This is a genomic window from Serratia sp. BIGb0234, assembly GCF_024809915.1.
In the GTDB taxonomy this organism is placed as follows: Bacteria; Pseudomonadota; Gammaproteobacteria; order Enterobacterales; family Enterobacteriaceae; genus Serratia; species Serratia liquefaciens.
Map to the genome: position 1 here is coordinate 1,122,680 of NZ_JANUEI010000001.1, position 25,360 is coordinate 1,148,039.

A 25,360-nucleotide genomic window follows, 5' to 3' on the forward strand; every position below is an offset into this window, starting at 1 on the left:
TTTTCTGCCATATCGATGTACCGGCAACTTATCCTCAGCAACAATGGGGGATTCTGTGGTTCGCTTCATTAGATAAAACTTTAAATTCTGTTAAGTTACTTGTTAGCGTAATCACAAGGAGAGAGCGATGTTAGAGCAATATTACCCGGCCACCATGAGTTCCAAACCTATCACGGACGAACAGCATAAAAGGCTGGTGGCAGTGCAAGCGGCACTGGAGTTGATCAAGGCGACGCTGTCTGACACTAACGACGGCAACGGTGTAGACTTCCAGCTTAAGGCCGCTGAAAAGCACGTTGGCCCGTTGGCCGATGCCATTCAGGAAGCGCTGAAGTAAATCTTCATGCTTATCATCAACCGCCCAAGGGCGGTTTTTTTATGTCGCTTAAACGCAAAGAATCAGATTATTTGCCTGGTGATGCAGGGGGAAAGGGGGCAAAATTCAGCCCAGGATTGACTTAAGCAATAGCGAAGGAGAAGCATTGATGAAGGATGTGCATATCGCACTGTCGGGTGGCTGCGTGCGGTTAGCCTACCCGGGAGAAAACGTACTGGATTTTGCCGATAGCCTATCGTTTGGGCCGCTGTATGGGCTGGATGATGATCAGGCCCTGCAAGCCCGATGCCGCTGGTTGCGCGATCTGCACCAATCTGTTCATGCTCCCGAGTGGGATACCTCTGAAGCGCTGCCGCTGGCGATGACCACGTTAAAAACGCAACTCGCTGCTGTAACCGGGCAGGTGACGTTGTGGGCTGGTGCTAATCCCGACGAGCAACTGATGCTGCGCGCACTGTTGCCGTTGCTGGGGGAACGTCGCGTTTTCGTGGTTAACGTAACCGAACACACCGGGCGGGTTGCCACCAACTGGTGCCCGGCAGAAATGCTGGAACCACTGTGGATCTTGCGGCGCGAGCTGTCTGAGGAGGAGAAAGCCAGGCTGATTGCCGATTGGCATCGCCTGTTGGCGGAAAACTCACTGGTACGGATTTTTGCGGAAAACCGCGTGCAGGGGCAGGCGCTCGATTTCCATGACCGTCCTTTGTTAGATGCATGCCCGAATGACTATACCCAGGGCTCACGGGTGGTCGGTGATGCGATGGTAAATTCACCTTATCCGGTGGGGGATACCTTTTTGAATTTCCGATTGTATGCCCTGATTGAACAAGGAGTGGTGCAGGCGCAGAACGCCAGCTTGAATATGAACCGGATCCAGGTCAAACAGGCTTAAAACTCACCTATCCCACGGGTTATTTTTTTGTGCTCAGAGGCAGATAAACCCCGTTAAAGCGGTTTAATCTGTCATGTAAATAGGATTATACTGCGCCATTGACTGTACAAATAAACAGGTGAATGGAATGGTGCTGGCTCTGAAGGGTGAAAAGATTGCTCGTAACCGGTTTACCGGTGAGAAAGTCGAAAATGGCAGCTTTATTCACTGCGATTTCTCGGGCGCCGACCTGACCGGCACCGAATTTATCGACTGCCAGTTTTACGACCGCGAGAGTCAACAGGGCGGTAACTTCAGCCGCGCCGTGCTCAAGGACGCCAGCTTCAAGAATTGCGATCTGTCGATGGCTGATTTTAGACATGCCAACGCTTTAGGCATCGAAATTCGTGAGTGCCGGGCTCAGGGCGCAGACTTCCGCGGTGCCAGCTTTATGAACATGATTACCTCGCGCACCTGGTTTTGCAGTGCCTACATCACCAAAAGCAACCTGAGTTACGCCAACTTTTCCAAAGTGGTGCTGGAAAAGTGTGAGCTGTGGGAAAATCGCTGGAACAGCGCGCAAATTCTCGGTGCGACCTTTAGCGGTTCAGATCTGTCCGGCGGCGAGTTTTCCTCCTTCGACTGGCGTGCTGCCAACTTTACCCATTGTGATCTGACCAACTCTGAACTGGGTGAGTTGGATCTGCGCGGAACCGATCTGCAGGGCGTGAAGTTGGACAGTTACCAGGTGTTCCAGCTAATGGAACGCCTGGGCATTGCCATTATCGGCTAAGGCGACGATCCCGCAAAGGGCAATCAGGCCTTGCTGGGCGGGGGTGGGGCTGCAGAATCTGGGAAATAATAAGCAGGGCGTATAAATATAATGTTAAATATTCCTTGCTTAAATAATCTAGCTATGTGTAAATAGCGTCATCGGTTTGTAGTACAGACCTTATGAAAGCAGTTTTAGTAAAGCAGTTCTCAGTATTAGTGATATCCCATAGATAGCTCTTCTCCCGCGAATTTCCTTCTCTAGTGCCCAATAAGTTTCCAATAAAAACAGACCTCTATCGCCTTATGGCGTCTCAAAAATATAAAGGAAATATCTATGTCTAATAAAATGACTGGTTTGGTAAAATGGTTTGATGCAGGTAAAGGTTTTGGTTTTATCTCTCCGGAAGACGGTAGCAAAGACGTGTTCGTACACTTCTCCGCTATCCAAAGCAATGATTTCAAAACGCTTGATGAAGGTCAGCGCGTTGAGTTCACTGTCGAAAACGGTATGAAAGGCCCGTCTGCAGGCAACGTAGTCGTTTTATAATTTCAAGGTAGTGCTTTATTTCTTGCGATAGCGATGATGGTTTAAGCCGGAGCAGATGAGAAATAAAATAATTGCCTGAATAAACTCCGGGATTACCCGGAGTTTATCTAAAATAATTAGCTTCACCATTTTCAATAACCGAAGTTATTGGCAACAGAAAAGAAGATTGGCCCATAAAGTTATAAGTCCGATCCAGTCTATTTTTCTGTTGTGAAAAAGTTGTGCTTAGGCTGCGTAAGGTTGGAGTGTTCGATGGACGCTTACGCCATAACATGACGGTCGGGAAAGTAACCGACAAACATTGATGACCTGGCCGAAAGCCGGGTTTTTTTATGCCTGTTGCCCCGGTAAACAGGCTGGCCCAGAATGAAGCAGGCCAGCCTGACGTGACCGTTAGCTGCGCTGGGAATCCAGCACTTCGTTATTCTTCACCACGTCCTGAGCTTTAACATAGCTTTCAATCAGCAACTGATATGCCGGGAAGATTTTGGTGTAAACCTCAGCCCATTGCTGTGCATCCTCGCGGTTCCAACTGCCCTGCAGTTCAGAGGCCACGCCGGCGGTATCGATCGGTACCACTCCGGCCTGCACCACTCGCGCCATAGTAATCTCCTGCGCCATTTTAGAGTAGGTGCCGGAGGCGTCGATAACGGCAAAGACCTTATAACCCTCTGCCACGGCGCTGATCGACGGGAAGGCCATGCAAACGCTGGTGATGGTTCCGGCGATAATCAGGGTTTTACGCCCGGTCGCTTTTACGGCCGCAACAAAATCTGGATTATCCCAGGCGTTGATTTCGCCTTTGCGCGCCACATATTGCGCATGCGGTGCATTTTGGTGGATTTCTGGGATCAAGGGGCCGTTAGGACCCTGTGGAACGGAAGCCGTGGTAATGACCGGCAATTTGCTTAGCGTAGCGATACTGGCCAGTGCGCCAGCGCGAGCGCGCAGTTCAGTCATCGGCATATCGCCGACGGTTTGGAACAGGCCGCTCTGGTGGTCAATCAACAACATCACCGCGTCATTGGCATCAATAACAGGACGCTGGCCATTAAAGTTTGCTGGAGAGCTCATCTTTCTTTCCTCTGTGGTCGGGACGTAGACAACAATTAACTTTGTTTAACCAAGGGTTAATCTCAGTGCTTGTTAACAGTGTAGGGCCAGAGGAAAATTCCACTAGAGGGCTAACTCAGGATGCATCGTTCTATAAAAAGAACAATAAGGCCAGGGGCAGGCGATTATTTCAGCGCTGAACTAAACTTAAACAGCATAACAAACATGCGGAAAGGCCCTGGCAGGGAGCGCCACTTTGTTCACCAGCGCAATGCGGAGGGCTGTAATCATGGCTTATCATCATATCGTTGTGGCAACCGATCTCAGCGAAGACGCTGAATTTTTGCTCGGCAAAGGCGCCAAGTTAGCAAGCGCACTGAATGCCAGGCTATCCCTGATTTATATCGATATCCACCGTGGCGGCTATTACGCTGAGCTGGGCGTGGGTGAATACAACTACACCGACAGAACTTTTTCGGAGCGTGTCAAAAACATGCTGAATGCGATCAAGGATCAGTCGTCTTACCCGGTTGAAGAGGTGATTATCAGCCGCGGCGAACTGACGGAAGAATTGAACCGGGCGGCGAAAGAGAAAGGCATTGATCTGATTATCTTTGGCCATCATCACGATATCTGGAGCAGATGGATATCTTCGGCCCGGCAGGCGATCAATAACCTTAACGTTGACCTGTTGGTGATCCCCATTGCGAAGTAATGAACCTCGCCAACTGCACTAACGCGACGGTACGGGACTTATTGATAGGTGATAATGCGCGTTGGCAATAGTCACTGATATGAATTTTATTAACCCTATCAAATGCTTGGCTTAATTCCGATAATGCCTGACCTAGCGCATTGAATTCGCACTGAATACCTCTTTGTGATTAATAAACCGCACATTTTGACTGTCACTCGTCGTCCATGAGTTTTATCCTCGAACCATTAGGATTTGTATGATTTATAGAAATACATTCACATGGAGGAGGTCTCATGCGTTTTGACAATAAAGTGGTAGTGATCACCGGTGCAGGCAATGGGATGGGAGAGGCGGCAGCGCGTCGTTTTTCTGCCGAAGGGGCTACCGTGGTATTGGCTGACTGGGAGAAGGAGGCGGTGGACAAAGTTGCCGCTTCGCTGCCTAAAGGCAAGGCACTGGCGGTACATATTGACGTTTCCGACCACGTTGCGGTTGAAAGAATGATGAATGAGGTGGCCGAAAAATTAGGCCGCATCGACGTGCTGCTCAATAACGCAGGCGTGCACGTGGCCGGCAGCGTATTGGAAACCAGCGTTGCCGACTGGCGACGCATTGCCGGGGTGGATATCGATGGCGTGGTGTTCTGTTCCAAATTCGCCATGCCGTATCTGCTGAAAACCAAAGGCTGCATCGTTAACACCGCGTCGGTTTCCGGGCTGGGTGGTGACTGGGGCGCGGCGTACTACTGCGCGGCGAAAGGGGCGGTGGTTAACCTGACGCGTGCCATGGCGTTGGATCATGGCGGTGACGGTGTGCGGGTCAACTCGGTATGTCCGAGCCTGGTGAAAACCAATATGACCAACGGCTGGCCACAGGAGATCCGCGACAAGTTTAACGAGCGTATTGCGTTAGGCCGAGCGGCGGAGCCGGAAGAGGTGGCGGCAGTAATGGCGTTCCTGGCCAGTGACGACGCCAGTTTTATCAATGGTGCCAACATCCCGGTAGACGGCGGGGCGACCGCCTCTGACGGCCAGCCGAAGATTGTTTAAGCGGTAATTTCGGGCCCGGTGGTATACCGGGCCCGATAGCGTTACACCCCAATCCGATCCCGCAGCTGGTAGTAAGCTGCACCAATCGCGGTGAAAGGAATTTGCAGGTTGCGACCGCCGAAGAACGGCAGGTGCGGCAGCTTGGCAAACGCATCGAACCTTTCCGCATCGCCGCGCATCAGCTCGGCAATCAGTTTGCCCGCCAAATGAGTACAGGTCACCCCGTGGCCGCTGTAGCCCTGCATGTAATACACGTTATTTTCCAGCCGACCAAACTGCGGCATGCGCGACAGCGTCAGCAGGAAATTACCGGTCCAGCGATAGTCGAGACGCACGCCTTTGAGCTGCGGGAAGGTTTTCAGCAGTTTTGGCCGGATCAGATTGTCGATATCGTCCGGATCGCGGGCGCCATACACTACGCCGCCGCCGTACAACAGGCGGTTATCGCCGGTGATACGGTAATAATCGAGCAGGTAGTTACAGTCTTCGACGCAGTAATTTTGTGGGATCAGCGATCGCGCCACTTCCGGCGCCAGTGGTTCGGTAGCCACCACCTGGGTGCCGCACGGCATGCTACGTTTCGCCAGCCGCGGTTCCAGCTTATCACCCAGATAAGCGTTGCCGGCGACAATCACATAACGTGCTGTCACCTGGCCGTTGGCGGTGCTGACGATTGCCGGTTCGCCATGACGGATGTGGGTGACTGCAGACTGTTCGAAGATCCGTCCACCCTGCAGGCGAATGGCTTCGGCTTCACCGAGCGCCAGATTCAGTGGGTGAATATGGCCGCCGCTGTGATCCAGCAGCGCGCCGACGTAGCGCTCGCTATCGACCTCCTGGCGGATACGCTCGGCGTCCAGCAATTCAAGCTGGGTATTGCCGTAGCGCTCCCAGTGCTGTTTTTGTTCGATCAACGCATGATATTGCCGGTTGTTCAGCGCGGCGAAGATGCCGCCAGGGCGATAGTCACATTCGATGGCGTACCTTTGGATACGGCTGCGAATGATCTCTGCGCCTTCAAACATCATGCTGCCGAGCAGACGGGCGCTTTCGGCGCCATAACGCTGTTCAATGACGTCGATATCGCGGCTGTAGGAGTTCACCAATTGCCCGCCGTTACGTCCGCTGGCACCGAAACCGATGCGGGCAGACTCCAGCACCACCACGTTGTACCCCGCCTCTACCAGAAACAGCGCCGATGACAAACCGGTGTAGCCGCCGCCGACGATACAGACGTCGCATTCAATGGATTCATTCAGCTGCGGGTAGGGCGCGTGGCTGTTGGCCGAAGCCGCATAATAGCTTTTTACGTGTTCAGTCATGATCTCTGCCCTTATTCCAATGAAATCCAGGTGGTTTTCAGCTCGGTGAATTTGTCTAGTGCGTGCAGTGACTTGTCGCGGCCGTTACCGCTTTGTTTGTAACCACCGAAAGGAACGGTCATGTCCCCGTCGTTGTAGTTATTGACGAACACCGTGCCGGCTTTTAGCTGACGCGCCAAACGATGGGCACGGGACAGGTCGCGGGTCCAGATTGCAGCCCCCAGGCCGTAGTCGCTGTCGTTAGCCAACTGCATGGCCTGCTGCTCGCCGCTAAATGAAGTGACCGCCAATACCGGGCCGAAGATTTCGTCGCGCGCCACGCTCATGGCGTTGTCTACCTGGGTGAGAATGGTTGGGCCGAGATAACCGCCGTGTTCACCTTGCGGATGATCGCGACCGTCGAGGAACAGCGCAGCGCCCTGAGTCAAACCCTGTTCGATATAGTCGGCCACTTTCTCGCAGTGGCCCTGATCAATCAGCGTGCCCATCACCGTCGCCGGATCGAGCGGATTGCCTGGTGCAAAGGCTGCTGCATGGCGGCGCAACGCCTGTAAAAATTCTTGCTGTATGCTCTCTTCCACCAACAGCCGAGTACCGGCGATGCACACTTGCCCCTGGTTATAAAAAATCCCGGCGGCGGCGCTTTGTGCGGCCTTATCCAGATCCGGGCAGTCGGCAAAGATGATATTGGCGCTTTTGCCGCCGGCTTCCAGCCAGACCCGTTTCATATTGGATTGGCCGGCATAGATCATCAGTTGTTTGGCAACCTGGGTTGAACCGGTGAAGGTCAGTGCGTCGACGTCGTTATGCAGCGCCAGCGCTTTACCGGCATCGTGACCATAACCGGGAACGATATTCAGCACGCCGTCCGGCAACCCGGCCTGCTGCGCCAGTTGCCCCAGATAGATCGCGCTCAGTGGCGATTTCTCTGAAGGTTTGAGGATCACGCTGTTGCCGGTGGCCAGCGCCGGGCCGAGCTTCCAGCAGGCGAGCAATAACGGGAAATTCCACGGCACGATGGCGCCAACCACGCCAATGGGTTCGCGTTCGATTAACGCCAGCGCATCGCTGCCGGTAGGGGCGATTTCGCCATAAACCTTATCGATCGCTTCGGCATACCAACGCAGGCAACGAATAGCGCCAGGCACATCATCGCGCAGGCTATGACGAATCGGTTTGCCGGTGTCCAGCGTTTCCAGCAGCGCCAGCTCTTCGTGGTGTTGTTCCATCAATGTCGCCAGCTTGAGCAGCGTCGCCTTGCGTTGCGCCGGAGCCGCGCGCGACCAGTCGCCCCGCTCAAACACCTCGCGGGCGGCGCTGACCGCCAGGTCAATATCTACGCTGCTTCCCCGGGCCACCTGAGTCAGCTCTCGCTGACCGGCAGGATCCTCCACGGCAAAGGTTTCGCCTTCGGCCGCCTGCTGATAGCGGCCATTGATAAACAGTCGGTTCTCAATATTCAGGGCTTGCGCCCGGTGTTGCCAATACTGCAGGTGGTGGAAGTCCATACCTTGCTCCGTTGATCAGAATGTCGTCGGCGTATGGGCGCTGATAATCCGGCAAATCCGCGCCGACGTGTTGCTGAAACTGTGGGGAATGCCGGTGTTGATGGCGTAGCTCTGGCCGGCCAGCAGGGGATAAGCCTGCCCGTTGACCTGCAGCACGACTTCGCCTTCCAGCAGGGTGCCAATCTCTTCCCCCTGATGCTTGATGCGTTCACCGGTGGTGGTACCCGGCTCATAGGTTTCGATCATCATCGCCAGGGTGCGATTAGGATCGCCGTTGTGGATCAGTTTCATAGAAACCCCCTGGCTGCCAATCTCGATCAGATCCTGGTAGTCGATAACAATCCGTGGCTCGGCCGGCTTCTCCGGTTCGGCGAAAAATGCCGACAGGGACAGCCCGTACACCGTCAGCAGCTTTTGTAAGGTGCTGATGGCCGGACTGACCTTGTCCTGTTCGATGGTGCTGATGGCGCTGTGAGTTAACCCAGACAGTTCGGCCGCGCGGCGCTGCGATAATCCCAATTGCTGGCGGATTTGCGACAGACGTTTGCCCGGTGCCAAGCTGACATCGCTCATGGGCGTTTTTCCTTTTGATAGTTCCGGCAGGCGCTAATGAAACCTTCAAACAGCAGGCGTGACAGGGCATATTCCTCGCTGTTCCATTCCGGGTGCCATTGCACGCCCAGCGCAAAGGGCTGATCGCGCAGGCTGATGGCTTCTACCAACCCGTCGGCGGCGTGTGCTTCGATACGTACGCTGGATCCCAGCGTCTTCGCGCCCTGGCCATGCAGTGAGTTCACCCAGAATCTGTTGCAATCCGGTATCAGTTGCGAGAGTAGGCCCCCTTCCTGAACGATGACTTCGTGGGCAGGGGCATATTGCTGTTCGAGCGGCAGGTCGTGATCTTCACGGTGTTCCAGCAGTTCGGGCAGTTCATACAGCCGGCGGTGCAGGGCACCCTGGGTGGCGACCACCATTTCCTGCATGCCACGGCAAATGGCGAAAAGGGGAATGCGCCTGTCGAGCGAGTGGCGGATCAGCGCCAGGCTCAATTCGTCTCGCCCGGGATCGGCGTCAGGCTCATCGCCGTTTTCACCATAAAGGTGCGGCTGCACATTACTGGGGCTGCCTGGCAACAGAATGCCATCGAGTTGTGGCAGTAACTCTTCGAGCAGTTTCGGTTCTGCCAGCGCGTGTGGCAGGGCTATCGGCAACCCGCCCGCAGCGATAACGGCATTTAGGTACTTTTCTTGCAAGGTCTGAGTGAGGTGCCCGTTTAACCTATACCTGCACATCACTACGCCGACCACTGGTCTGTTAAATATATTGCCCATGCTGTCCCCTTGGTATGTTCGAAATTATGAACGATAAGCTTCTCCACTGCCGTTTCCGTTCAATATTTTATAAATCTAGCAGTGAGATGGGCAATATTCAAACTAAAAGTAACACTTGCAAAACAATTTTGTTGCATCTATGTTTCATTGGTGGACATTATATTGAGCAAGATGGTCAAAAAACATCGACGGCAATAAGTGTGAGAACCACAGACAAAAACATACATGGCGGGTGAATCATGCAGACCAACATATTAGAAGTGGAAAACTTTGTTCAGCACCACGAAGAAAAGCGAAGTAGCGCGTTCCAACGTGAAGTGAAGAAGTATCTGGAACGTTATCCATTAACTCAGCACGTTGACGTTCTGTTGACCGACCTTAACGGCAGCTTCCGCGGCAAACGGATACCGGTTGGCGGGCTGAGCAAACTGGAGAAGGGCTGTTACTTCCCGGCGTCGGTGTTTGCGATGGATATTCTTGGCAACGTGGTTGAAGAGGCCGGATTGGGGCAAGAGCTCGGTGAGCCGGACCACATCTGTGTACCGGTATTGGGCACGCTGACGCCGTCGGCGGCAGATCCACAATATATCGGCCAGGTACTTCTCACCATGCTGGATGAAGATGGTACTCCCTTTGACGTTGAACCGCGCAATGTGCTGAACCGAGTGTGGCAGCGTTTGCGTCAGCGCGGGCTATCCCCCGTAGTAGCGGTAGAGTTGGAGTTCTATCTCATCGATCGTCAGCGTGATTCGGAAGGGTATCTGCAGCCGCCGTGTGCGCCGGGTACGCAGGAGCGTAACACCCAAAGCCAGGTCTATTCGGTAGACAACCTTAACAACTTTGCCGACGTGTTAAGTGAGATCGACGAACTGGCACGCCTGCAGGGGCTGCCGGCTGACGGCGCGGTGGCCGAAGCCTCGCCCGGTCAGTTTGAAGTCAATCTGCACCATACCGACAACGTGCTGCAGGCCTGCGACCATGCGCTGGCGTTGAAACGCCTGATCCGCATGGTGGCAGAAAAACACAACATGCAGGCCACCTTCATGGCCAAGCCGTATGAAGAGCACGCCGGCAGTGGCATGCACGTGCATATCAGCATGCTGGACCGTCAGGGCAACAATGTCCTCGCCGATGATGACGGCGAAGACTCTGCATTGTTGAAACAGGCTCTGGCGGGAATGATCGCCCTGATGCCTTCTTCTATTGCGTTGTTGGCGCCGAACGTTAACGCCTACCGCCGCTTCCAACCGGGCATGTACGTGCCGACTCAGGCATCCTGGGGCCATAACAACCGCACAGTGGCACTGCGTATCCCTTGCGGCGACCGCGATAGCCACCGGGTGGAATACCGTGTGGCCGGTGCCGATGCCAACCCTTATCTGGTGATGGCGACCATCCTGGCGGGCATCGTCTACGGGCTGGAAACACCGCTGCCGCTGCAAGAGCCGGTAACCGGCAACGGGCTGGAGCAGGACGGACTGCCATTCCCTATCCGCCAGAGCGATGCACTGTATGAATTCGAGCATCAGCCGGTGTTGAATGCGCTGCTGGGTGAAAGGTTCAGCCATGTTTATCTGGCCTGTAAAACGGATGAGCTGGTGCAGTTTGAGCGCCTGATCACCGATACCGAAATCGAGTGGATGCTGAAAAACGCCTGAACCCGCTCATCCTCGATGATACCGCGCGCGTCTGGCGCATTCCGCCGGCTATCCTGTGGCCTGCGAAGCTGCGCGCAGCGGTAAAGCATTTCTTCTACTTGGCGTACAGGACGCCGGCGAGGAAAGAACCATGACAGCCATAACTGTTCCATCAACCTGCGCGGGCGTTTGCCTGTGCCGCAGTAAATATGGGCCTTCCGCTGGCCGCGTTTTTTTGTCTTTGCATCGTCCCTTCCGCCGCCTGAGCAGCAGTTTCCCCGCGGCCTCTCTGAATGACGTTAAACGGTTACCAGCAGAGGACAAAGGGGGGAAACGCCATGGCGATTAATGCGATCGAGGTTAATGAGGCGGCCAAGCCGCAACTGCGTAAAAGCCTGAAGCTGTGGCAAGTGGTGATGATGGGGTTGGCTTACCTGACGCCCATGACGGTGTTTGACACCTTCGGCATTGTCTCCGGCCTGACCGACGGCCACGTCCCGGCCGCTTATCTGTTGGCGCTGGCCGGCGTGTTGTTTACCGCCATCAGCTACGGCAAGTTGGTTCGCAAGTTTCCGACCGCCGGTTCCGCCTATACCTATGCGCAAAAGGCCATTAACCCGCACGTCGGTTTTTTGGTGGGGTGGTCCTCGCTGCTCGACTACCTGTTCCTGCCGATGATCAACACCCTGTTGGCAAAGATTTATCTGACCGCGCTGTTCCCCGAGGTGCCGCCGTGGGTGTGGGTGGTAGGCTTTGTGATCATCATTACTGCCATCAACCTGAAAAGCGTCAATTTGGTGGCTAACTTTAACACCCTGTTTGTTTTGGCCCAGATAGCGATCATCGTGGTGTTTATCTTCCTGGTCGTGCGCGGCCTGCATAACGGTGAAGGACTGGGGACGGTGTGGAGTCTGCAACCCTTCATCAATGAGAATGCGCATTTGCTGCCGATTATCACCGGCGCCACTATTTTGTGCTTTTCGTTTCTCGGCTTCGACGCGGTCACCACCCTGTGTGAGGAAACGCCCGATGCCGCCAAGGTGATCCCGAAGGCCATCTTCCTGACTGCGCTGTACGGCGGGGTAATCTTCATCAGCGTTTCCTTCTTTATTCAGCTGTTTTTCCCATCTATTCAGCGCTTCCATCAACCGGACGCGGCGCTGCCGGAAATCGCGCTGTACGTGGGCGGCAAGCTGTTCCAGTCAATTTTCCTCTGTATTACCTTTATCAATACCCTGGCGTCAGGTCTGGCCTCGCACGCCAGCGTTTCGCGACTGCTGTATGTGATGGGGCGCGACAACGTGTTTCCGGAAAAGTATTTCGGCTATATCCACCCGAAATGGCGCACCCCCTCATTGAACGTGTTGCTGGTTGGGCTGGTGGCGCTGTCCGCGCTGTCTTTCGATCTGGTCACCGCGACCGCGCTGATCAACTTCGGTGCGCTGGTGGCCTTCACCTTCGTTAACCTGTCGGTGATCAGCCATTTCTACATTCGTGAGGGGCGCAACAAAAGCTGGAAGGACCGATTTAACTACCTGTTCCTGCCGTTGGTGGGGGCGTTAACGGTTGGCGTGCTGTGGCTGAACCTGGAAAAAAGCTCGCTGACCATGGGGCTGATCTGGGCCGGGCTGGGTTTTGCCTACCTGGTATATCTCACCCGGCGTTTCCGTCAGCCGCCGCCGCAGTTTGAACGGCAGCCGCAGCAATAAGGCCAAGGCTGTTGATGAACCCATCCAGGGGTAAATCGGTGGGGGGCAGCCATCTTCGCCCCGATTCAACTCATTGATTATGCAATAGGGCGCAGCATGCAGCGCCCCCACCAGGAAACGATAGGCACTCCGAGGCGGGCTTTCCCGCCTTTCTTTTTTTATCACCGGGCAGTAGAGTGAAAATCCTGATAAAAAATAACTGATTGGAACGCTTTCATGTCTTCTCTGCCCGCCCAATATAAAGCCACCTTGCTCGGTCTGTTGGCGATCCTGCTGTGGAGCAGCGTGGTTGGCCTGATACGCAGCGTCAGCGAAGGACTGGGGCCGATTGGCGGGGCAGCAATGATCTACAGCGTCAGCGCGGTATTTTTGCTGTTGGCGCTGCGCATGCCGAATTTACGCCTGTTCCCACGCCCCTACCTGCTCCTCGGCAGCCTGCTGTTTGTCAGCTATGAAATCTGCCTGTCGTTGTCTTTGGGCTATGCCAATACCCGTCTGCAAGCGATTGAAGTGGGAATGATCAACTACCTGTGGCCCTGTTTCACCGTGCTGATGGCCCTGGTGTTTAATGGGCAAAAAGCCAAGTGGTGGCTGCTGCCGGGGCTGTTGCTGTCCTTGTTCGGCATTGGCTGGATCATGAGCGGCGAGGGCGGCTGGTCGCCGGCGCAAATGCTGGAAAACGTGCGCAGCAATCCGCTGAGTTATTCGTTGGCTTTTGGCGGTGCAGTTATTTGGGCGCTGTATTGCAATCTGACCAAGAAAATTGCCCAGGGTCATAACGGCGTGGTGTTGTTCATTACGCTGACCGCCCTGGCACTGTGGTTGAAATATGCATTCAGCAGCGAAAGCGGTATGCAATTCACGTTGCCGGTAACCCTGACGTTGCTGTGCGCGGGCATGGCAATGGGGGCAGGCTATGCGGCGTGGAACGTGGGTATATTGCGCGGCAATATGACGCTGTTGGCGACGGCGTCTTACTTTACGCCGGTGCTGTCGGCGGTGTTTGCCGCGCTGGTGCTGAATACTGCACTGACCGCCAATTTTTGGCAGGGTGTGGTGATGGTCACGGCAGGTTCGTTGATCTGTTGGCGGGCAACCCGAGGAAATTAACGGAAATTATCTGCCTGTCGCCCAATGTTGAACTAGAATTTAACTAGCGATTCTGCCTGAAGGAACATAAAAAATGAGAGACGATATTCAATTCATTCAGCAGCCAGTGATTGACGACGAACGTTTTATGCGCGGTGATACCGTGCGCCTGACCACCGCAAATTTACGTCACGAATACCAGCTTGATGTCAGTATTTTACGCCGGGAAGGCAAACTGATTTTTGGCTCGGTCATCGCCGCTGCACCGAAAGTGGATATCCCGCCCAAAGAGTGGGAGATAGCTCCGGGGCAAGAGGTGGTTTTCCGCCAGGAAAATATTGCCAAAGCACTGCCTTCGGTGAGCTGAGCTTCCCCCATGTGAGGTGTTTTCACGTCCATTGACCGCAGTAGATTTCCAAGAAATGCCGGCGTCTTTTAGCGCCGGCATTTTCATTTCAGCGACAGAGACGGTTACTTTATTTATTGATTACAATTGGCACAAAAAATGCTTTAAAAATCACCGGGCATGACAAAAATCACAGCGATCGTGAATTTGCATGAAACATAATTTGACAAATGTGAACGCAATCGATTACCTATTCGCGAAATGCATAACTGGATCACAGATTCTTACACCCAGTGATTTCTATAATGCGCGCGTCGCCCGAGAGTTTGTAAGCGGAGGCAACGCCAGGTGTCGTCAGACTGATTGTCATCTTTTCTAACGGGCAGGAAATGGCCCTTTAAGCATGTGGTAATAAAATGAAAAAAATAGCTCTCGCAGCAGGTGTACTGCTCGCAGCGTCTTACAGTGCATCTTCAATGGCTGATAGCAAAGACAGCCAATACGTCTCGGATTGGTGGCACCAAAGCGTTAACGTGGTGGGCAGTTACCACACCCGTTTCGGACCTCAGTTGAACAACGATCTGTACCTGGAATATGAAGCCTTCGCCAAAAAAGATTGGTTCGACTTCTATGGCTACATCGACGTGCCTAAATTCTTCGGCGTGGGCAACACCCCTGACCGTGGTATCTGGGACAAAGGTTCTCCGATGTTTATGGAAATTGAACCTCGCTTCTCCATCGACAAACTGACCGGCACCGATCTGAGCTTTGGCCCGTTCAAAGAATGGTACTTCGCCAACAACTACATCTATGACCTGGGCCACAACGCCGACGGTCGCCAGAACACCTGGTTTATGGGTCTGGGTACCGACATCGATACCGGTTTGCCAATGAGCCTGTCGATGAACATCTATGCCAAATACCAGTGGGAAAACTACCAGGCTGCCAACGAAAACAGCTGGGACGGTTACCGCTTCAAAGTGAAATACTTTGTGCCGTTGACCCAGGTGTGGGGCGGCAATCTGAGCTACATCGGTTTCACCAACTTTGACTTTGGTTCCGATCTGGGCAAAGACGACTTCACCGTGAACGGTCGTCAGGCGCGTACCAGCAACTCGATCGCTTCCAGCCATATTCTGGCGTTGAACTACGATCACTGGCACTACTCGTTCGTGGCTCGTTATTTCCATAACGGTGGCCAGTGGCAGGACGGCGTGGATATTGGCACTCCACAGGGCCCAATCAAATCCACCGGCTGGGGTTACTACATCGTGGCCGGTTATAACTTCTGATTTTCCGTGGTATCAGAAACAGAAAACCCCGCTTTGGCGGGGTTTTTTTTCGTCATCACTGCGCTTGTTCACCGGGCAGATGCCGCACCGGCATAAATAATCGTCCTTTGATTACGTGGCATTCATTATCGATCCAATTGATGATTTGTTCACGGCTAACGCCTTCGGATTGTGCGTAGCGGTGAAGATCGCCATTAAAGTGCTGTGTGATGTATTCCATGAGGGTCATTTGCATGTCTTTTGCTCCTGAACGCCCACCCGTTGCCAACTGGCCACCGCGGGAGGTTAAGGTTTCTCAGACGCCGAATTTAAAGTATTGGCAACCAAATCTCAACAAAAAGCACCGCGGTGGTGCATCGAATGTCGATTCAGCTGCAAAAAAGAATCCCGCACGGAGAGGCGGGAAGGGTTCAGTATTATCACTTTGGGTGATAAAAAGATGATTTGAGGTGCGACGAAAAAGAGCGGGCTAACTCTTTTTTGTGACAATTCCAAACTACTGCATGGCTTATTTCGCTGCAAGAAAAATCTTAGGCCGGAATTCGGTTTTTTCGAATAGTTTTGCGCTGGGATAATCTTCTGTCATTTGGCCTGATGCAGATTTCTGTATGGCATCTAACTCTCAGAGTTTTCCTCATGCTTTGTGCGGAGAATTGCGCCTATAGTGAAGGTAATAACCCATGCAGGAAGTAACAAAATGAGCAAACGTCGTACTACTTTCACCGTATTGGCGCTGATTGTTTCTCTGGGGCTGTCATCCGCACCGGCGCTGGCCGATAAAGGCGGCAACGGTAACGGCGGGGGTAACGGCCATGGTAACAGCGGCAATCACGGTAATAACGGCAACAATGGCAAGCATGGCAATAAAGCCAAAGATAACGATGGCGACCGTGGGCTGGTTTCCGTCAGTTTTTCCCATGAGCGGGCACGTTCTCTGGCCTTGAACTACGGTCTGACCGGCTACCGTTCTTTGCCACCGGGGATCGCCAAAAATCTGGCGCGCGGCAAGCCTCTCCCTCCGGGCATCGCCAAAAAAATGGTGCCATCCTCCATGCTGCACGATCTGCCTTATTATCCAGGCTATGAGTGGCGCATTGCCGGTAACGATCTGGTGCTGGTGGCGTTGAGTACCGCACTGGTTGCCTCGGTGATCAACGGCGTGTTTGATTGATTCCCGCTGACTCTGCTTTAAGGCCCCCTTCGGTGGGGTTTTTTATTTGCCTGCAACGGGGGATCGTGGTGAACTCTTTTCCTGTAATTTTGGTGCATAAGGAAATTGTGATGTTCAGGATGTTATTGATTGCCTGCTGCCTGGTCAGTTTTTCCGCTTTGGCCAACGGAGGGACGGCACTGGGTGAACTGGTCAATCAGCGTCTGGGTTATATGAAAGACGTTGCTGGCTATAAGGCGCAGCAGCATTTGCCGATCGAGGATTTGGCGCAGGAGGCGAAGGTACTGGCAAGCACGCAGGCAGAGGCGGGGCGCTTAGGGCTGGATCCGCTTTCGGTTCGACCGTTTATCATCGCGCAAATGGACGCCGCCAAGGCTATTCAATACCGTTACCGCGCGGACTGGCTGGCGCAGCCGGAAAGCGGCTGGCAGCCACGGCCGTTGGAACAGGTGCGGCCGCAAATTGCCGAGCTCAGCAGCCGAATTTTGCAGCGACTGGCTCAGGAATTAAAAGCCGGAGCGCTGACGGAGAGTGCGCGCAGTCATTTTATTCAGGCTATTGATCAGAACAACCTCAGTGAGGCCGACAAGCAGCGGCTGTTCACCGCCTTATTGGCCGTCAGGGCCGCCAAGGCGGGATGATCCCGGCGTCCGCTAATCGCGGTCGACGCTGCTGCGCTGGAAGGTCAGCACCCGGCTGCGATTGGCAATCAAATCTACGCTGTAGCCGCGGAAATAGAGGCAAAAGCGTTTCAACCACGGGCCGTCGCTGCTTTCGACCAGCATGCGGCCCTGGCCCAGCGAACTGATCTTCCCGGTTTGCGATGATGGGCCCACGCCAATGTGAACCCGATCGCCGCAGATCTCGAAGGCGGTGCGGTACTGCGGGTGGTACCACAAGCCCTGCACGTGCTTCAGACAATCGCGGTTTGGCGTGACGGGCAGAAAGCTGCGCGGCACGTGGCACACTTCACCTTCTACCGCTTCACCGGTCCATTTCAGCCGCATCGGCATATGAGCGGAAAGCGACACCGCATAGCCGTCATCGGCCTGATACAGCGCCTCTTCACTGCCCAGATAAGCGACGTTGCCGTCTTTCACTTCCAGCCAGTAAGGATCTGCCACCGTGGTGTAAATGCCATCAGGAATGGCGGTGCTGCGTTTCGGCAGGGCTTCACCCAGCAAGGCGGCCATCACCTGCAGTGCCATGTCGAAACTGTCGCAGTCCTCCCGGTTAGCCACCACAACGACACCGGATTGCCGGTCGGGTGCCAGCAGGAAATAAGTTTTGTAGCCGGCATGCGAACCGCCGTGGCCCAGCAGACGGTGTTCGCCGAGCGGCGTTTGCGCCAGCCCCAGCCCGTAAGCGCTGACCTGCCCTTGGTTGAGATGGCGCGGGGCACTCAGTTGCGCCAGTACGCCACGGCCAGGGCCTTGATTGGCCAGCAGCGTTTGCAGCCAGCGAGTGAGGGCATTGGCGCTGCCGGTCAGGCTACCGGAGGCGGAAAGGTGCAGGCCGGCGCAGGCCAACTGCCAGCCCTGCTCGGAACGCCAGTAACCGGGGGCAAGCCCTGGCACCACGTCATACCAGCTTTCCGGTGCCCGCAGTTGCACCTGCAGCGGCTGGGCAAGGTGCTGCTGAACCAGTTGGTCGAAGTCATAGCCTTTGGCCTGTAGGGCCGCTTCAACCAACCGGTAGCCAGTGTTGGTATAGGTGATTTCGCTGCCGGCCGGGTAGTTCAGACCCTCTAGCCCCTGCAGAAACTGCATGACTGGTTGCGCTTCGCTGCGGGTATGCACCGAAATGCCCAGCAGCCCCAGTGTTTCACGTACGTCAGGCAGCCCGCTGGTCATATCCAGCGCCTGGCCGACGGTCACATTTGCCAGCGGCTTTCGCAGCTCAGGCAGCAAGTCACCCAGGCGGTCGTTCAGGCTCAGGGCCTGATCCGTAGCGTTGAGCGCCAATGTGGCGAAAATATGTTTGGTGACGGAAGCGTAGCGCACCACGGTGTCTGCGTTAAAAGGGGTATTTTGCGCCATATCGGCTCGCCCGGCATAGGCAGTTGCGCGTACTTGTGCGGCATCGAACAGGGTAATAGCGCCACCGGGTTGGTTGTCGGACTGCCAATCAGCCAGCAGTCTATTGGCGACGGCCTGCGCGGCACGCCAGTTCAGCGGGATTTCGGACATAGAGGGCCTCCAGAGTATTTTTTATTTATTTGTGCCTTGATGGGCTTTTCGCCAGATTGTGGCGTACCGCGCAAACGGCGGGCCGCTGTTTTGTGCGCTGTTCCGACCAGATTCACTGATTTTCAGTCAAAATTGCGATGCAGTACGCAAATTGAAACGGAAGCAACAAGGAGGCAAATTGTGTGCCGCAACGTCAGGGCACTAAAGCGGGAGAGTACTTGCTTGAAGGCTTGATTGTCGCAGGGCAATTAGCGTTGCCCTGCGGCAGGAGGAGAAAAGGATCAACGCAGTTGACCGCCACCGGAAAGCAGGCTGTCGATCATCTGTTTTAGCAGGCGTTGCAGAGATGCGGCACGCTCGGGCTCAAACGCATAGGGATACTGTTCGGACATGTAGTTCACCTGCGCCAGCTCCAGTTGAATGGCGTGCTGCTGCTCTTGCGGACGGCCATAAGCCCGAGTGATGTAACCGCCTTTGAAACGGCCGTTAAGCACATGCGTGAACTGCTGTTGCTGTTCACAGCAGGCGACCAGACGATCGCTCAGCGCCGGGGCGCAGCTTTCGCCCCCGTTGGTGCCCAGGTTGAGGTCTGGCAGCTTACCGTCGAACAGACGTGGGATAACGGAGGCAATGGAATGGGCGTCGAACAGCAGCGCGTAACCGTGCTTGGCTTTCAGGCGCGTCAGTTCGTCTTGCAACTGTTGGTGGTAAGGTTGCCAGATCTGTTCCAGATAGCCGGTGCGCTCCTGGTCAGAGGGGGCTTTACCCGGCAGGAAGCTCGGTCGGCCGTCAAACAATACGTCAGGATACAGACCGGTAGTGGCGGTAGTATAAAGCGGTTTGTCGTCGGCTGGACGGTTCAAGTCGATAACAAAGCGCGAATAATTGCCGACCAATATGCTGGCACCCATGGCACGAGCGAAATCGTACAGCTGTGGGATATGCCAGTCAGTGTCGGGCAATGGCCGTGCATCGTCGGTCAAGCCGGCTTCGACGGCCGGTGTCAATCGGGTACCGGCATGGGGAATACTGATCAGCAGCGGCAGGCTGCCGGGGTGGAAATCTAAAGCATCGCGAATGGTCATTGACGTACTTCTCCTCGGAAAATCACCGTACAGGGCAGTTGACCGCCCAACCAGTAAGCCAGTTCAGCCGGACGGGACAGCGGCCAGTGCACAAAATCCGCCAGCTTGCCGGCTTCCAGCGTCCCCTGGCTTGCCTGCAGGCCCAGCGCCTTGGCCGCATGTACCGTGACGCCCGCCAACGCCTCTTCCGGCGTCAGGCGGAACAGCGTGCAGGCCATGTTGATCATCAAACGCAAGGACAACGCCGGTGAGGTGCCCGGATTCGCATCGCTGGCGATCGCCATGGCGACGCCGTGTTTGCGGAACAGGTCTACCGGTGGGCATTGGGTTTCACGCAGCAGGTAATAAGCGCCCGGCAGCAGCACCGCAACGGTGCCCGCATCGCCCATTGCGCGCGCATCCTGTTCGGTAGCATATTCAAGATGGTCGGCGGAAAGGGCATGGTGCTGCGCTGCCAATTCACTTCCGCCGAGGGCAGAAAGTTGTTCCGCGTGCAGCTTAACGGGCAGACCGGCTTTTTCCGCTGCGGCGAACACTCGCGCCACCTGCGCCGGTGAGAACGCCAGATGCTCGCAGAAGGCGTCAACCGCATCGGCCAATCCGGCAGCGGCAGCCTGAGGAATAATGGTGTTGCACACCAGATCGATATAGTCGTCGGCGCGATGAGCATATTCCGGTGGCAGCGCGTGCGCCGCCAGGCAGGTGGTTTTCACTTCAACCGGCAACAGTTCGCCCAGCTTGCGCGCCACGCGCAGCATTTTCAGCTCGCTTTCCGGCGTCAGCCCGTAGCCGGATTTGATCTCCACGCAGGTCACGCCTTCCGCCAGCAGCGGTCGCAGCCGGAACAGCGCCTGCTCCAGCAGCAGTTCTTCGTCGGCGTCACGGGTAGCCTTGACGGTCGAAATGATGCCGCCGCCCTGGGCGGCGATATCGGCGTAGCTTACGCCATTCAGGCGCTGCTCGAATTCGCCGCTGCGGTTGCCACCGAACACCAGATGGGTATGGCAGTCGACAAAGCCCGGCGTGATGATACCGCCGTCGAATTTCACGGTTTCATCCGCTATCAAGTTTGCCGGTAACGCCGCATGTTCACCCAGCCAGACAATCTTGCCGTCACGCACGGCGATCGCGCCGTTGGTGATGGTGTGATATTTACCGTCGCGCATGGTGACGACGTCGGCCCCGTGCCACAGGCTGTCGCAGTGAATCTCAGAGGTCATGGCTTTTCTCCGCCGGAGCCGTGGCTCCCACATGGTTGTATATACAATTAAAAACAACCTAGCGCATTCATCGGGTTGTCACAAGGGGCGGGATAAAAATTTGTTATCGGGATGTGATCGTTGTGGAAGAGCGGGTACCAAAACGGCACCCGCAGGGGATCAGACTTCGCTGGTGAAACGGCCGAACAGTTGATAACGGCTGCCCGGGTACAGCAGGCGTGCCGACGTGACCACGGTTTTACCGGACCAGGTGCGGCGGTGGATCAACAGGCCGGGTTCGTGGTCTTCCAACTGCAGCAGTTCGCGCTCCTGGCGGGTCGGCACTACCGCTTCGACGATGTGTTCGCCTGCGGTCAGCGGCGCGGCCTGCGTCAGATAGATATAGGGCGTAACGCGGTCGAAATCCTGTTTCATGTAGTCGGGGGCGATCAGGGGATTCACGCAGCGGTCTTCCACCTGTACCGGCAGATCGTTTTCGTAATGCACAATCTGCGAATAGAAAAGTTGCTGGCCCGGTTGAATGCCCAGCGCCAGTGCCTCTTCTTCGCTGGCCGGTCGCGCTTTCAACTGCAGGATTTTGCTGCTGTGGCGATGACCCCGGGCGGCGATTTCGTCAGCGATGTTATGCACTTCCAGCAGCGCGGTGTGCGCTTTAGCTTCGGCGACGAAGGTGCCGACACCCTGCATGCGGATTAAATAACCTTCGGTGGTCAGTTCGCGCAAGGCGCGATTAATGGTCATCCGGCTGACGCCCAATTCGGCGACCAGCTCACTTTCCGAGGGGACGCGTTGGTGCGGCAACCAATGACCTGCACGGATTTGGTTCACGATCGCCTGCTTGACCCGTTGATATATTGGGGCGGGGGTATCGCTCATTGCAGCAGCCAGTTGCAGCACGGTCTGTTGATCAACCACGACGTTAACCTCGTCAAATAAAAAAATAATAACATCAGTTTACTGTTGATGTCGGCGTATGTATATGTATATACAACTAAGGGCCGGTCCGCCACAGCAATGCGCTGGGCCCGTATATTTTCGGATGCGCGATTATCGCGCGTTATTAGCCGTTACACTAACAGTGGAATACTGCCATGCCTGCATATTTTGCCTCACGCGCTCTGCTTCCTGAAGGTTGGGCGCATAACGTCCGGTTGGACGTGGATGCGCAAGGTTACCTGACTCAGGTGACTGCCGACGCCGATCCCGAAGGTTGCACCCGTCTGCACGGCGATGCGGTGCCGGGCATGCCAAACCTTCACTCCCACGCCTTCCAGCGTGCGATGGCCGGGCTGGCGGAGGTGGCGGGCAATCCGCAGGACAGTTTCTGGACCTGGCGCGATCTGATGTACCGCCTGGTGCAGCGCTTAACGCCGGAGCAGGTGGAGGTGATTGCCCGCCAACTCTATATCGAAATGCTGAAAGGGGGCTATACCCAGGTCGCCGAGTTCCACTATTTGCATCACGGCGCCGACGGTCTCCCTTATGCCGATCGCGGCGAAATGACCGGCCGACTCAGTCAGGCGGCGGCCCAGGCGGGGATCGGCATGACCCTGCTGCCGGTGCTGTATAGCTATGCGGGATTTGGCGGCCAGCCCGCTCAGCCGGGGCAAAAGCGTTTTATTCAAAATGCGGACAGCTATCTGGAGCAACAGCAGACGATCGCGCGTCAGTTGGCAGAGCAACCGTTGCAGAATCAGGGCCTGTGCTTCCACTCGCTGCGTGCGGTGGAACTGGGCCAGATGCAGCAGATCCTGGCGGCGTCGGACAGTTCGCTGCCGGTACATATTCATATTGCCGAGCAGCAGAAAGAGGTCAACGACTGTCTGGCCTGGAGCGGACGTCGCCCGGTCGCCTGGCTGTACGAGCATCTGCCGGTGGATCAGCGCTGGTGTCTGGTACACGCCACCCACCTCGATCGTGACGAGCTAGAGCAGCTGGCACGCAGCCAAGCGGTAGCCGGCCTGTGCCTGACTACCGAGGCCAACCTGGGCGACGGCATCTTCCCCGGCGACGCCTATCTGCAACATCAGGGGCGTTGGGGCATTGGTTCTGACAGCCACGTATCGCTCAATGTGGTGGAGGAGCTGCGCTGGTTCGAATACGGTCAACGCCTGCGCGATCAGCGCCGTAACCGGCTGACCACGCCGGAGCAACCGGCCGTGGCCGACGTCCTCTATCAACAGGCGTTGCAGGGTGGGGCACAGGCCTGCGGTGCACCGATCGGTCGGCTGCAAAGCGGCTACCGTGCCGACTGGCTGGTGCTGGACGGCGACGATCCGTACCTGGCAGCGGCGCCGGACGCCTCCATCCTCAACCGCTGGCTATTCGCAGGGGGTAAAGAGCAGATCCGCGATGTGTTCGTCGGTGGACGACAGGTGATCGAGCAAGGGCGTCATGCACTGCAGCAACGCAGCAGTGCCGAGTTCTTGCAGGTGTTGAAAACCTTCCAGCAGGAGGCGTGATGAGCCTGATGCGTTTTGATTTTGCTTCACTGCCGGTCACGCCGTGGCGCAACGGTGGTGGGGAAACCCGAGAGATCGCCAGTTGGCCTGTGGGCACCCAGGATTTCGACTGGCGTGCCAGTATCGCTACCATCGCGCAAGACGGCCCGTTCTCGGCCTTCAACGGCATAGATCGTTCGATAACGCTGTTGGAAGGCGATGGTGTGCATTTGTTCAGCGCCGGGCACGTTGATCATCATTTATCGCAGGTTGGCGAACCGTTCGCCTTCTCCGGCGATGTGGCGTTGGGCGCGACCTTGTTGGGCGGCAGTAGCCTGGACTTCAATATCATGACCCGTCGCGGCCGCTGGGCAGCCGACGTGCAGCGAGTGACGAAGGCAATCGAGCTGCCGGTACCGCATGCCGGTGTGCTGTACGTGCTGCAGGGACGCTGGTTGCTGGCGGATGACGTTACCCTGACTGCACGCCAGGGCGGTTGGTGGCCGGCGGGCGAGTTTAGCGGGACGCTGGCCCCACTTGAGGAAGATAGCGTCATTCTGTGGGCCGACATCACAGCCTGCTAAACCGGGCTAGAGTCCAGCGTTAAGTTGTGGGATGATCTGCACTTCTATCCCACACTTATCCCAGATTGAGAAGGGCGCATGGCCTCGCTGAAAGACGTTGCAAAACTTGCCGGGGTATCCCTGATGACGGTATCCCGCGCCATCAACGAGCCCGATAAGCTGCGGCCGGATACCTACCAACGCGTCAAACTGGCGATCGACCAACTGGAATACGTGCCCGATCTTGCGGCGCGACGCATTCGCGGCGACAGCAGTCGGGTTCAGACCCTCGGCGTGCTGGCGCTGGATACCGCGACAACCCCCTTCTCGGTAGAGATGATCCTATCGATTGAAAAAACGGCGCGTGAACACGGTTGGAACAGCTTCGTGGTCAACCTGTTTGCCGACGACAGCGCGGAACATACCGTAGATTTGCTGCTGGCACACCGGCCGGACGGGGTGATATTCACTACCATGGGGCTACGCCAGGTAGATATACCGGCCAAGTTGCTGGATAAAAAACTGGTGCTGGCCAACTGCATCAGCCCGGAACACCCGGTAGCCAGTTACATTCCCGATGATGAACAGGGCCAGTATGATGCCATGCGTGCTTTGATCGCCAAAGGCTATCGCGCACCGCTGTGTATTCACCTGCCGGAAACGACCCTGGCGGCCGGTTTGCGCCGTCGCGGGCTGGAACGTGCCTGGCGTGAAGCGGGCGGAGACGTCGATCAATTACGGCAATATCATCTCGATCTGACCGAAGGCGACGAGCATTACCGCGACAGCGTGGCATTGCTGGAACGGCACTTCTCGCCGGGGCGGCGCGACTGCGATGTGGTGGTGTGCGGCAACGATCGGGTGGCGTTTTTGGTGTATCAGGTGTTGCTGGCGCAGGGCTGGGAAATCCCGCAACAGGTCGGGGTGCTGGGCTACGACAATATGGTTGGTATTGACCAGCTGTTCCTTCCGCCGCTGACCACGGTGCAGTTACCGCATTATGAGCTGGGCCGACAGGCGGCACTGCATCTGATTAATCAATTGGATCACAGCGACAGGGTGAAGGTGGCCTGCCCGTTATTACTGCGTGGGTCGCTGTAACCCAACAGGGCGCAGTTTATTCACCGCC

Annotated in this window: 26 protein-coding genes; 16 read left to right on the forward strand and 10 right to left on the reverse strand. The window is 55.8% G+C overall.

Annotated features, from left to right (window positions below; translation table 11 throughout):
- Positions 1-127: 127 nt before the first annotated feature.
- The 4 genes from M2407_RS05585 to cspA all read left to right on the forward strand — a co-directional run bounded on the left by M2407_RS05585 (position 128) and on the right by cspA (position 2,529).
- Positions 128-337 carry a hypothetical protein gene (locus tag M2407_RS05585; protein WP_020826491.1) on the forward strand — a complete coding sequence of 70 codons (210 nt, stop codon included), beginning with the start codon at positions 128-130 and terminating at the stop codon, positions 335-337.
- A 148-nt stretch (positions 338-485) separates the two neighbouring features.
- Positions 486-1,229, forward strand: coding sequence for a DUF3658 domain-containing protein (locus tag M2407_RS05590; RefSeq protein WP_129940372.1), 744 nt, complete (start codon positions 486-488; stop codon positions 1,227-1,229).
- A gap of 127 nt (positions 1,230-1,356) precedes the next feature.
- Complete coding sequence (locus tag M2407_RS05595) at positions 1,357-2,001, forward strand: Qnr family pentapeptide repeat protein (RefSeq protein WP_142815386.1); 645 nt, start codon at positions 1,357-1,359, stop codon at positions 1,999-2,001.
- Positions 2,002-2,316: 315 nt separating this feature from the next.
- A complete protein-coding gene (gene cspA / locus M2407_RS05600; RefSeq protein ID WP_020826494.1) occupies positions 2,317-2,529 on the forward strand; it encodes an RNA chaperone/antiterminator CspA in 213 nt (70 codons plus the stop codon).
- A gap of 393 nt (positions 2,530-2,922) precedes the next feature.
- Here cspA and M2407_RS05605 read toward each other — a convergent pair whose 3' ends face one another.
- The gene (locus M2407_RS05605) at positions 2,923-3,603 is read right to left on the reverse strand and encodes a hydrolase (RefSeq protein WP_259217028.1); all 681 of its coding nucleotides are present in this window, start codon (positions 3,601-3,603) and stop codon (positions 2,923-2,925) included.
- 268 nt (positions 3,604-3,871) lie between these two features.
- Between M2407_RS05605 and M2407_RS05610 the strand changes: the two genes are divergently transcribed.
- Together M2407_RS05610 and M2407_RS05615 are read left to right on the forward strand one after the other, a co-directional pair.
- Entirely contained in the window at positions 3,872-4,297 is a 426-nt protein-coding gene (locus tag M2407_RS05610; RefSeq protein ID WP_020826496.1) for a universal stress protein, read from the forward strand.
- A gap of 275 nt (positions 4,298-4,572) precedes the next feature.
- Complete coding sequence (locus tag M2407_RS05615) at positions 4,573-5,328, forward strand: SDR family NAD(P)-dependent oxidoreductase (protein ID WP_259217029.1); 756 nt, start codon at positions 4,573-4,575, stop codon at positions 5,326-5,328.
- Between the two features lie 41 nt (positions 5,329-5,369).
- On the opposite strand, the gene M2407_RS05620 is transcribed toward M2407_RS05615, so the two are convergent.
- From M2407_RS05620 to puuD, 4 genes are read right to left on the reverse strand one after another with little or no spacing between them, the layout of a single operon-like run.
- Entirely contained in the window at positions 5,370-6,650 is a 1,281-nt protein-coding gene (locus tag M2407_RS05620) for an FAD-binding oxidoreductase (protein WP_122078852.1), read from the reverse strand.
- Positions 6,651-6,661: 11 nt separating this feature from the next.
- On the reverse strand, positions 6,662-8,158 hold the full coding sequence (puuC, locus tag M2407_RS05625; protein WP_128864305.1) for an aldehyde dehydrogenase PuuC: 1,497 nt from the start codon (positions 8,156-8,158) through the stop codon (positions 6,662-6,664).
- A 15-nt stretch (positions 8,159-8,173) separates the two neighbouring features.
- Complete coding sequence (puuR, locus tag M2407_RS05630; protein ID WP_020826500.1) at positions 8,174-8,731, reverse strand: HTH-type transcriptional regulator PuuR; 558 nt, start codon at positions 8,729-8,731, stop codon at positions 8,174-8,176.
- Entirely contained in the window at positions 8,728-9,489 is a 762-nt protein-coding gene (gene puuD / locus M2407_RS05635; RefSeq protein ID WP_129982983.1) for a gamma-glutamyl-gamma-aminobutyrate hydrolase, read from the reverse strand. The genes puuR and puuD overlap by 4 nt, the downstream gene beginning before the upstream one ends.
- A gap of 239 nt (positions 9,490-9,728) precedes the next feature.
- On the opposite strand from puuD, the gene M2407_RS05640 reads away from it, so the two are divergent.
- From M2407_RS05640 to M2407_RS05660, 5 genes are all read left to right on the forward strand, one after another.
- Positions 9,729-11,147 (forward strand): glutamine synthetase family protein, encoded by a 1,419-nt coding sequence (locus M2407_RS05640; RefSeq protein ID WP_259217034.1) that lies wholly within the window; start codon positions 9,729-9,731, stop codon positions 11,145-11,147.
- A gap of 317 nt (positions 11,148-11,464) precedes the next feature.
- Positions 11,465-12,835 (forward strand): APC family permease, encoded by a 1,371-nt coding sequence (locus M2407_RS05645; protein ID WP_020826503.1) that lies wholly within the window; start codon positions 11,465-11,467, stop codon positions 12,833-12,835.
- Positions 12,836-13,051: 216 nt separating this feature from the next.
- Positions 13,052-13,945 carry an aromatic amino acid DMT transporter YddG gene (gene yddG / locus M2407_RS05650; RefSeq protein WP_130015604.1) on the forward strand — a complete coding sequence of 298 codons (894 nt, stop codon included), beginning with the start codon at positions 13,052-13,054 and terminating at the stop codon, positions 13,943-13,945.
- Positions 13,946-14,018: 73 nt separating this feature from the next.
- Positions 14,019-14,291, forward strand: a complete 273-nt coding sequence (locus tag M2407_RS05655) for a hypothetical protein (RefSeq protein ID WP_020826505.1) — start codon at positions 14,019-14,021, stop codon at positions 14,289-14,291.
- A gap of 395 nt (positions 14,292-14,686) precedes the next feature.
- Positions 14,687-15,562 carry a nucleoside-specific channel-forming protein Tsx gene (locus M2407_RS05660; RefSeq protein WP_046373792.1) on the forward strand — a complete coding sequence of 292 codons (876 nt, stop codon included), beginning with the start codon at positions 14,687-14,689 and terminating at the stop codon, positions 15,560-15,562.
- Between the two features lie 55 nt (positions 15,563-15,617).
- On the opposite strand, the gene M2407_RS05665 is transcribed toward M2407_RS05660, so the two are convergent.
- The gene (locus M2407_RS05665) at positions 15,618-15,797 is read right to left on the reverse strand and encodes a hypothetical protein (protein ID WP_020826507.1); all 180 of its coding nucleotides are present in this window, start codon (positions 15,795-15,797) and stop codon (positions 15,618-15,620) included.
- 462 nt (positions 15,798-16,259) lie between these two features.
- Here M2407_RS05665 and M2407_RS05670 point away from each other — a divergent pair, with 462 nt between their 5' ends.
- Together M2407_RS05670 and M2407_RS05675 are read left to right on the forward strand one after the other, a co-directional pair.
- Positions 16,260-16,733: an anti-virulence regulator CigR family protein gene (locus tag M2407_RS05670; RefSeq protein WP_130015606.1), complete on the forward strand. Its 474-nt coding sequence runs from the start codon at positions 16,260-16,262 to the stop codon at positions 16,731-16,733.
- A 110-nt stretch (positions 16,734-16,843) separates the two neighbouring features.
- Positions 16,844-17,374: a chorismate mutase gene (locus M2407_RS05675; protein WP_046373789.1), complete on the forward strand. Its 531-nt coding sequence runs from the start codon at positions 16,844-16,846 to the stop codon at positions 17,372-17,374.
- Positions 17,375-17,386: 12 nt separating this feature from the next.
- Here M2407_RS05675 and M2407_RS05680 read toward each other — a convergent pair whose 3' ends face one another.
- The 4 genes from M2407_RS05680 to hutC all read right to left on the reverse strand — a co-directional run bounded on the left by M2407_RS05680 (position 17,387) and on the right by hutC (position 22,142).
- Positions 17,387-18,922, reverse strand: coding sequence for a serine hydrolase (locus M2407_RS05680; RefSeq protein WP_259217038.1), 1,536 nt, complete (start codon positions 18,920-18,922; stop codon positions 17,387-17,389).
- Between the two features lie 281 nt (positions 18,923-19,203).
- Positions 19,204-20,007, reverse strand: coding sequence for an N-formylglutamate deformylase (gene hutG / locus M2407_RS05685; protein WP_020826511.1), 804 nt, complete (start codon positions 20,005-20,007; stop codon positions 19,204-19,206).
- Positions 20,004-21,227, reverse strand: a complete 1,224-nt coding sequence (hutI, locus tag M2407_RS05690; RefSeq protein ID WP_115059044.1) for an imidazolonepropionase — start codon at positions 21,225-21,227, stop codon at positions 20,004-20,006. Before hutI ends, hutG begins: the two co-directional genes overlap by 4 nt.
- A 159-nt stretch (positions 21,228-21,386) precedes the next feature.
- Positions 21,387-22,142 carry a histidine utilization repressor gene (gene hutC / locus M2407_RS05695; RefSeq protein WP_020826513.1) on the reverse strand — a complete coding sequence of 252 codons (756 nt, stop codon included), beginning with the start codon at positions 22,140-22,142 and terminating at the stop codon, positions 21,387-21,389.
- 176 nt (positions 22,143-22,318) lie between these two features.
- Here hutC and M2407_RS05700 point away from each other — a divergent pair, with 176 nt between their 5' ends.
- The 3 genes from M2407_RS05700 (at position 22,319) to M2407_RS05710 (ending at position 25,332) form a co-directional block, all read left to right on the forward strand.
- On the forward strand, positions 22,319-23,689 hold the full coding sequence (locus tag M2407_RS05700; RefSeq protein WP_116690670.1) for a formimidoylglutamate deiminase: 1,371 nt from the start codon (positions 22,319-22,321) through the stop codon (positions 23,687-23,689).
- Entirely contained in the window at positions 23,689-24,252 is a 564-nt protein-coding gene (locus M2407_RS05705) for a HutD family protein (RefSeq protein ID WP_259217041.1), read from the forward strand. Before M2407_RS05700 ends, M2407_RS05705 begins: the two co-directional genes overlap by 1 nt.
- 78 nt (positions 24,253-24,330) lie before the next feature.
- Positions 24,331-25,332, forward strand: a complete 1,002-nt coding sequence (locus M2407_RS05710; protein WP_259217042.1) for a LacI family DNA-binding transcriptional regulator — start codon at positions 24,331-24,333, stop codon at positions 25,330-25,332.
- Positions 25,333-25,360: the final 28 nt, after the last annotated feature.

Excerpts from the sequence above, each read along its gene's own strand:
- M2407_RS05710 (WP_259217042.1), top strand. The coding sequence starts at position 24,331 with ATGGCCTCGCTGAAAGACGTTGCAAAACTTGCCGGGGTATCCCTGATG.
- M2407_RS05585 (WP_020826491.1), top strand. The coding sequence starts at position 128 with ATGTTAGAGCAATATTACCCGGCCACCATGAGTTCCAAACCTATCACG.
- yddG (WP_130015604.1), top strand. The coding sequence starts at position 13,052 with ATGTCTTCTCTGCCCGCCCAATATAAAGCCACCTTGCTCGGTCTGTTG.
- M2407_RS05705 (WP_259217041.1), top strand. The coding sequence starts at position 23,689 with ATGAGCCTGATGCGTTTTGATTTTGCTTCACTGCCGGTCACGCCGTGG.
- puuC (WP_128864305.1), bottom strand. The coding sequence starts at position 8,158 with ATGGACTTCCACCACCTGCAGTATTGGCAACACCGGGCGCAAGCCCTG.
- M2407_RS05590 (WP_129940372.1), top strand. The coding sequence starts at position 486 with ATGAAGGATGTGCATATCGCACTGTCGGGTGGCTGCGTGCGGTTAGCC.
- M2407_RS05660 (WP_046373792.1), top strand. The coding sequence starts at position 14,687 with ATGAAAAAAATAGCTCTCGCAGCAGGTGTACTGCTCGCAGCGTCTTAC.
- M2407_RS05645 (WP_020826503.1), top strand. The coding sequence starts at position 11,465 with ATGGCGATTAATGCGATCGAGGTTAATGAGGCGGCCAAGCCGCAACTG.
- M2407_RS05615 (WP_259217029.1), top strand. The coding sequence starts at position 4,573 with ATGCGTTTTGACAATAAAGTGGTAGTGATCACCGGTGCAGGCAATGGG.
- M2407_RS05610 (WP_020826496.1), top strand. The coding sequence starts at position 3,872 with ATGGCTTATCATCATATCGTTGTGGCAACCGATCTCAGCGAAGACGCT.
- M2407_RS05680 (WP_259217038.1), bottom strand. The coding sequence starts at position 18,922 with ATGTCCGAAATCCCGCTGAACTGGCGTGCCGCGCAGGCCGTCGCCAAT.
- hutG (WP_020826511.1), bottom strand. The coding sequence starts at position 20,007 with ATGACCATTCGCGATGCTTTAGATTTCCACCCCGGCAGCCTGCCGCTG.
- cspA (WP_020826494.1), top strand. The coding sequence starts at position 2,317 with ATGTCTAATAAAATGACTGGTTTGGTAAAATGGTTTGATGCAGGTAAA.
- puuR (WP_020826500.1), bottom strand. The coding sequence starts at position 8,731 with ATGAGCGATGTCAGCTTGGCACCGGGCAAACGTCTGTCGCAAATCCGC.
- M2407_RS05675 (WP_046373789.1), top strand. The coding sequence starts at position 16,844 with ATGTTCAGGATGTTATTGATTGCCTGCTGCCTGGTCAGTTTTTCCGCT.
- hutI (WP_115059044.1), bottom strand. The coding sequence starts at position 21,227 with ATGACCTCTGAGATTCACTGCGACAGCCTGTGGCACGGGGCCGACGTC.
- M2407_RS05605 (WP_259217028.1), bottom strand. The coding sequence starts at position 3,603 with ATGAGCTCTCCAGCAAACTTTAATGGCCAGCGTCCTGTTATTGATGCC.
- M2407_RS05595 (WP_142815386.1), top strand. The coding sequence starts at position 1,357 with ATGGTGCTGGCTCTGAAGGGTGAAAAGATTGCTCGTAACCGGTTTACC.
- M2407_RS05670 (WP_130015606.1), top strand. The coding sequence starts at position 16,260 with ATGAGCAAACGTCGTACTACTTTCACCGTATTGGCGCTGATTGTTTCT.
- M2407_RS05700 (WP_116690670.1), top strand. The coding sequence starts at position 22,319 with ATGCCTGCATATTTTGCCTCACGCGCTCTGCTTCCTGAAGGTTGGGCG.
- M2407_RS05655 (WP_020826505.1), top strand. The coding sequence starts at position 14,019 with ATGAGAGACGATATTCAATTCATTCAGCAGCCAGTGATTGACGACGAA.
- M2407_RS05640 (WP_259217034.1), top strand. The coding sequence starts at position 9,729 with ATGCAGACCAACATATTAGAAGTGGAAAACTTTGTTCAGCACCACGAA.
- puuD (WP_129982983.1), bottom strand. The coding sequence starts at position 9,489 with ATGGGCAATATATTTAACAGACCAGTGGTCGGCGTAGTGATGTGCAGG.
- M2407_RS05620 (WP_122078852.1), bottom strand. The coding sequence starts at position 6,650 with ATGACTGAACACGTAAAAAGCTATTATGCGGCTTCGGCCAACAGCCAC.
- M2407_RS05665 (WP_020826507.1), bottom strand. The coding sequence starts at position 15,797 with ATGCAAATGACCCTCATGGAATACATCACACAGCACTTTAATGGCGAT.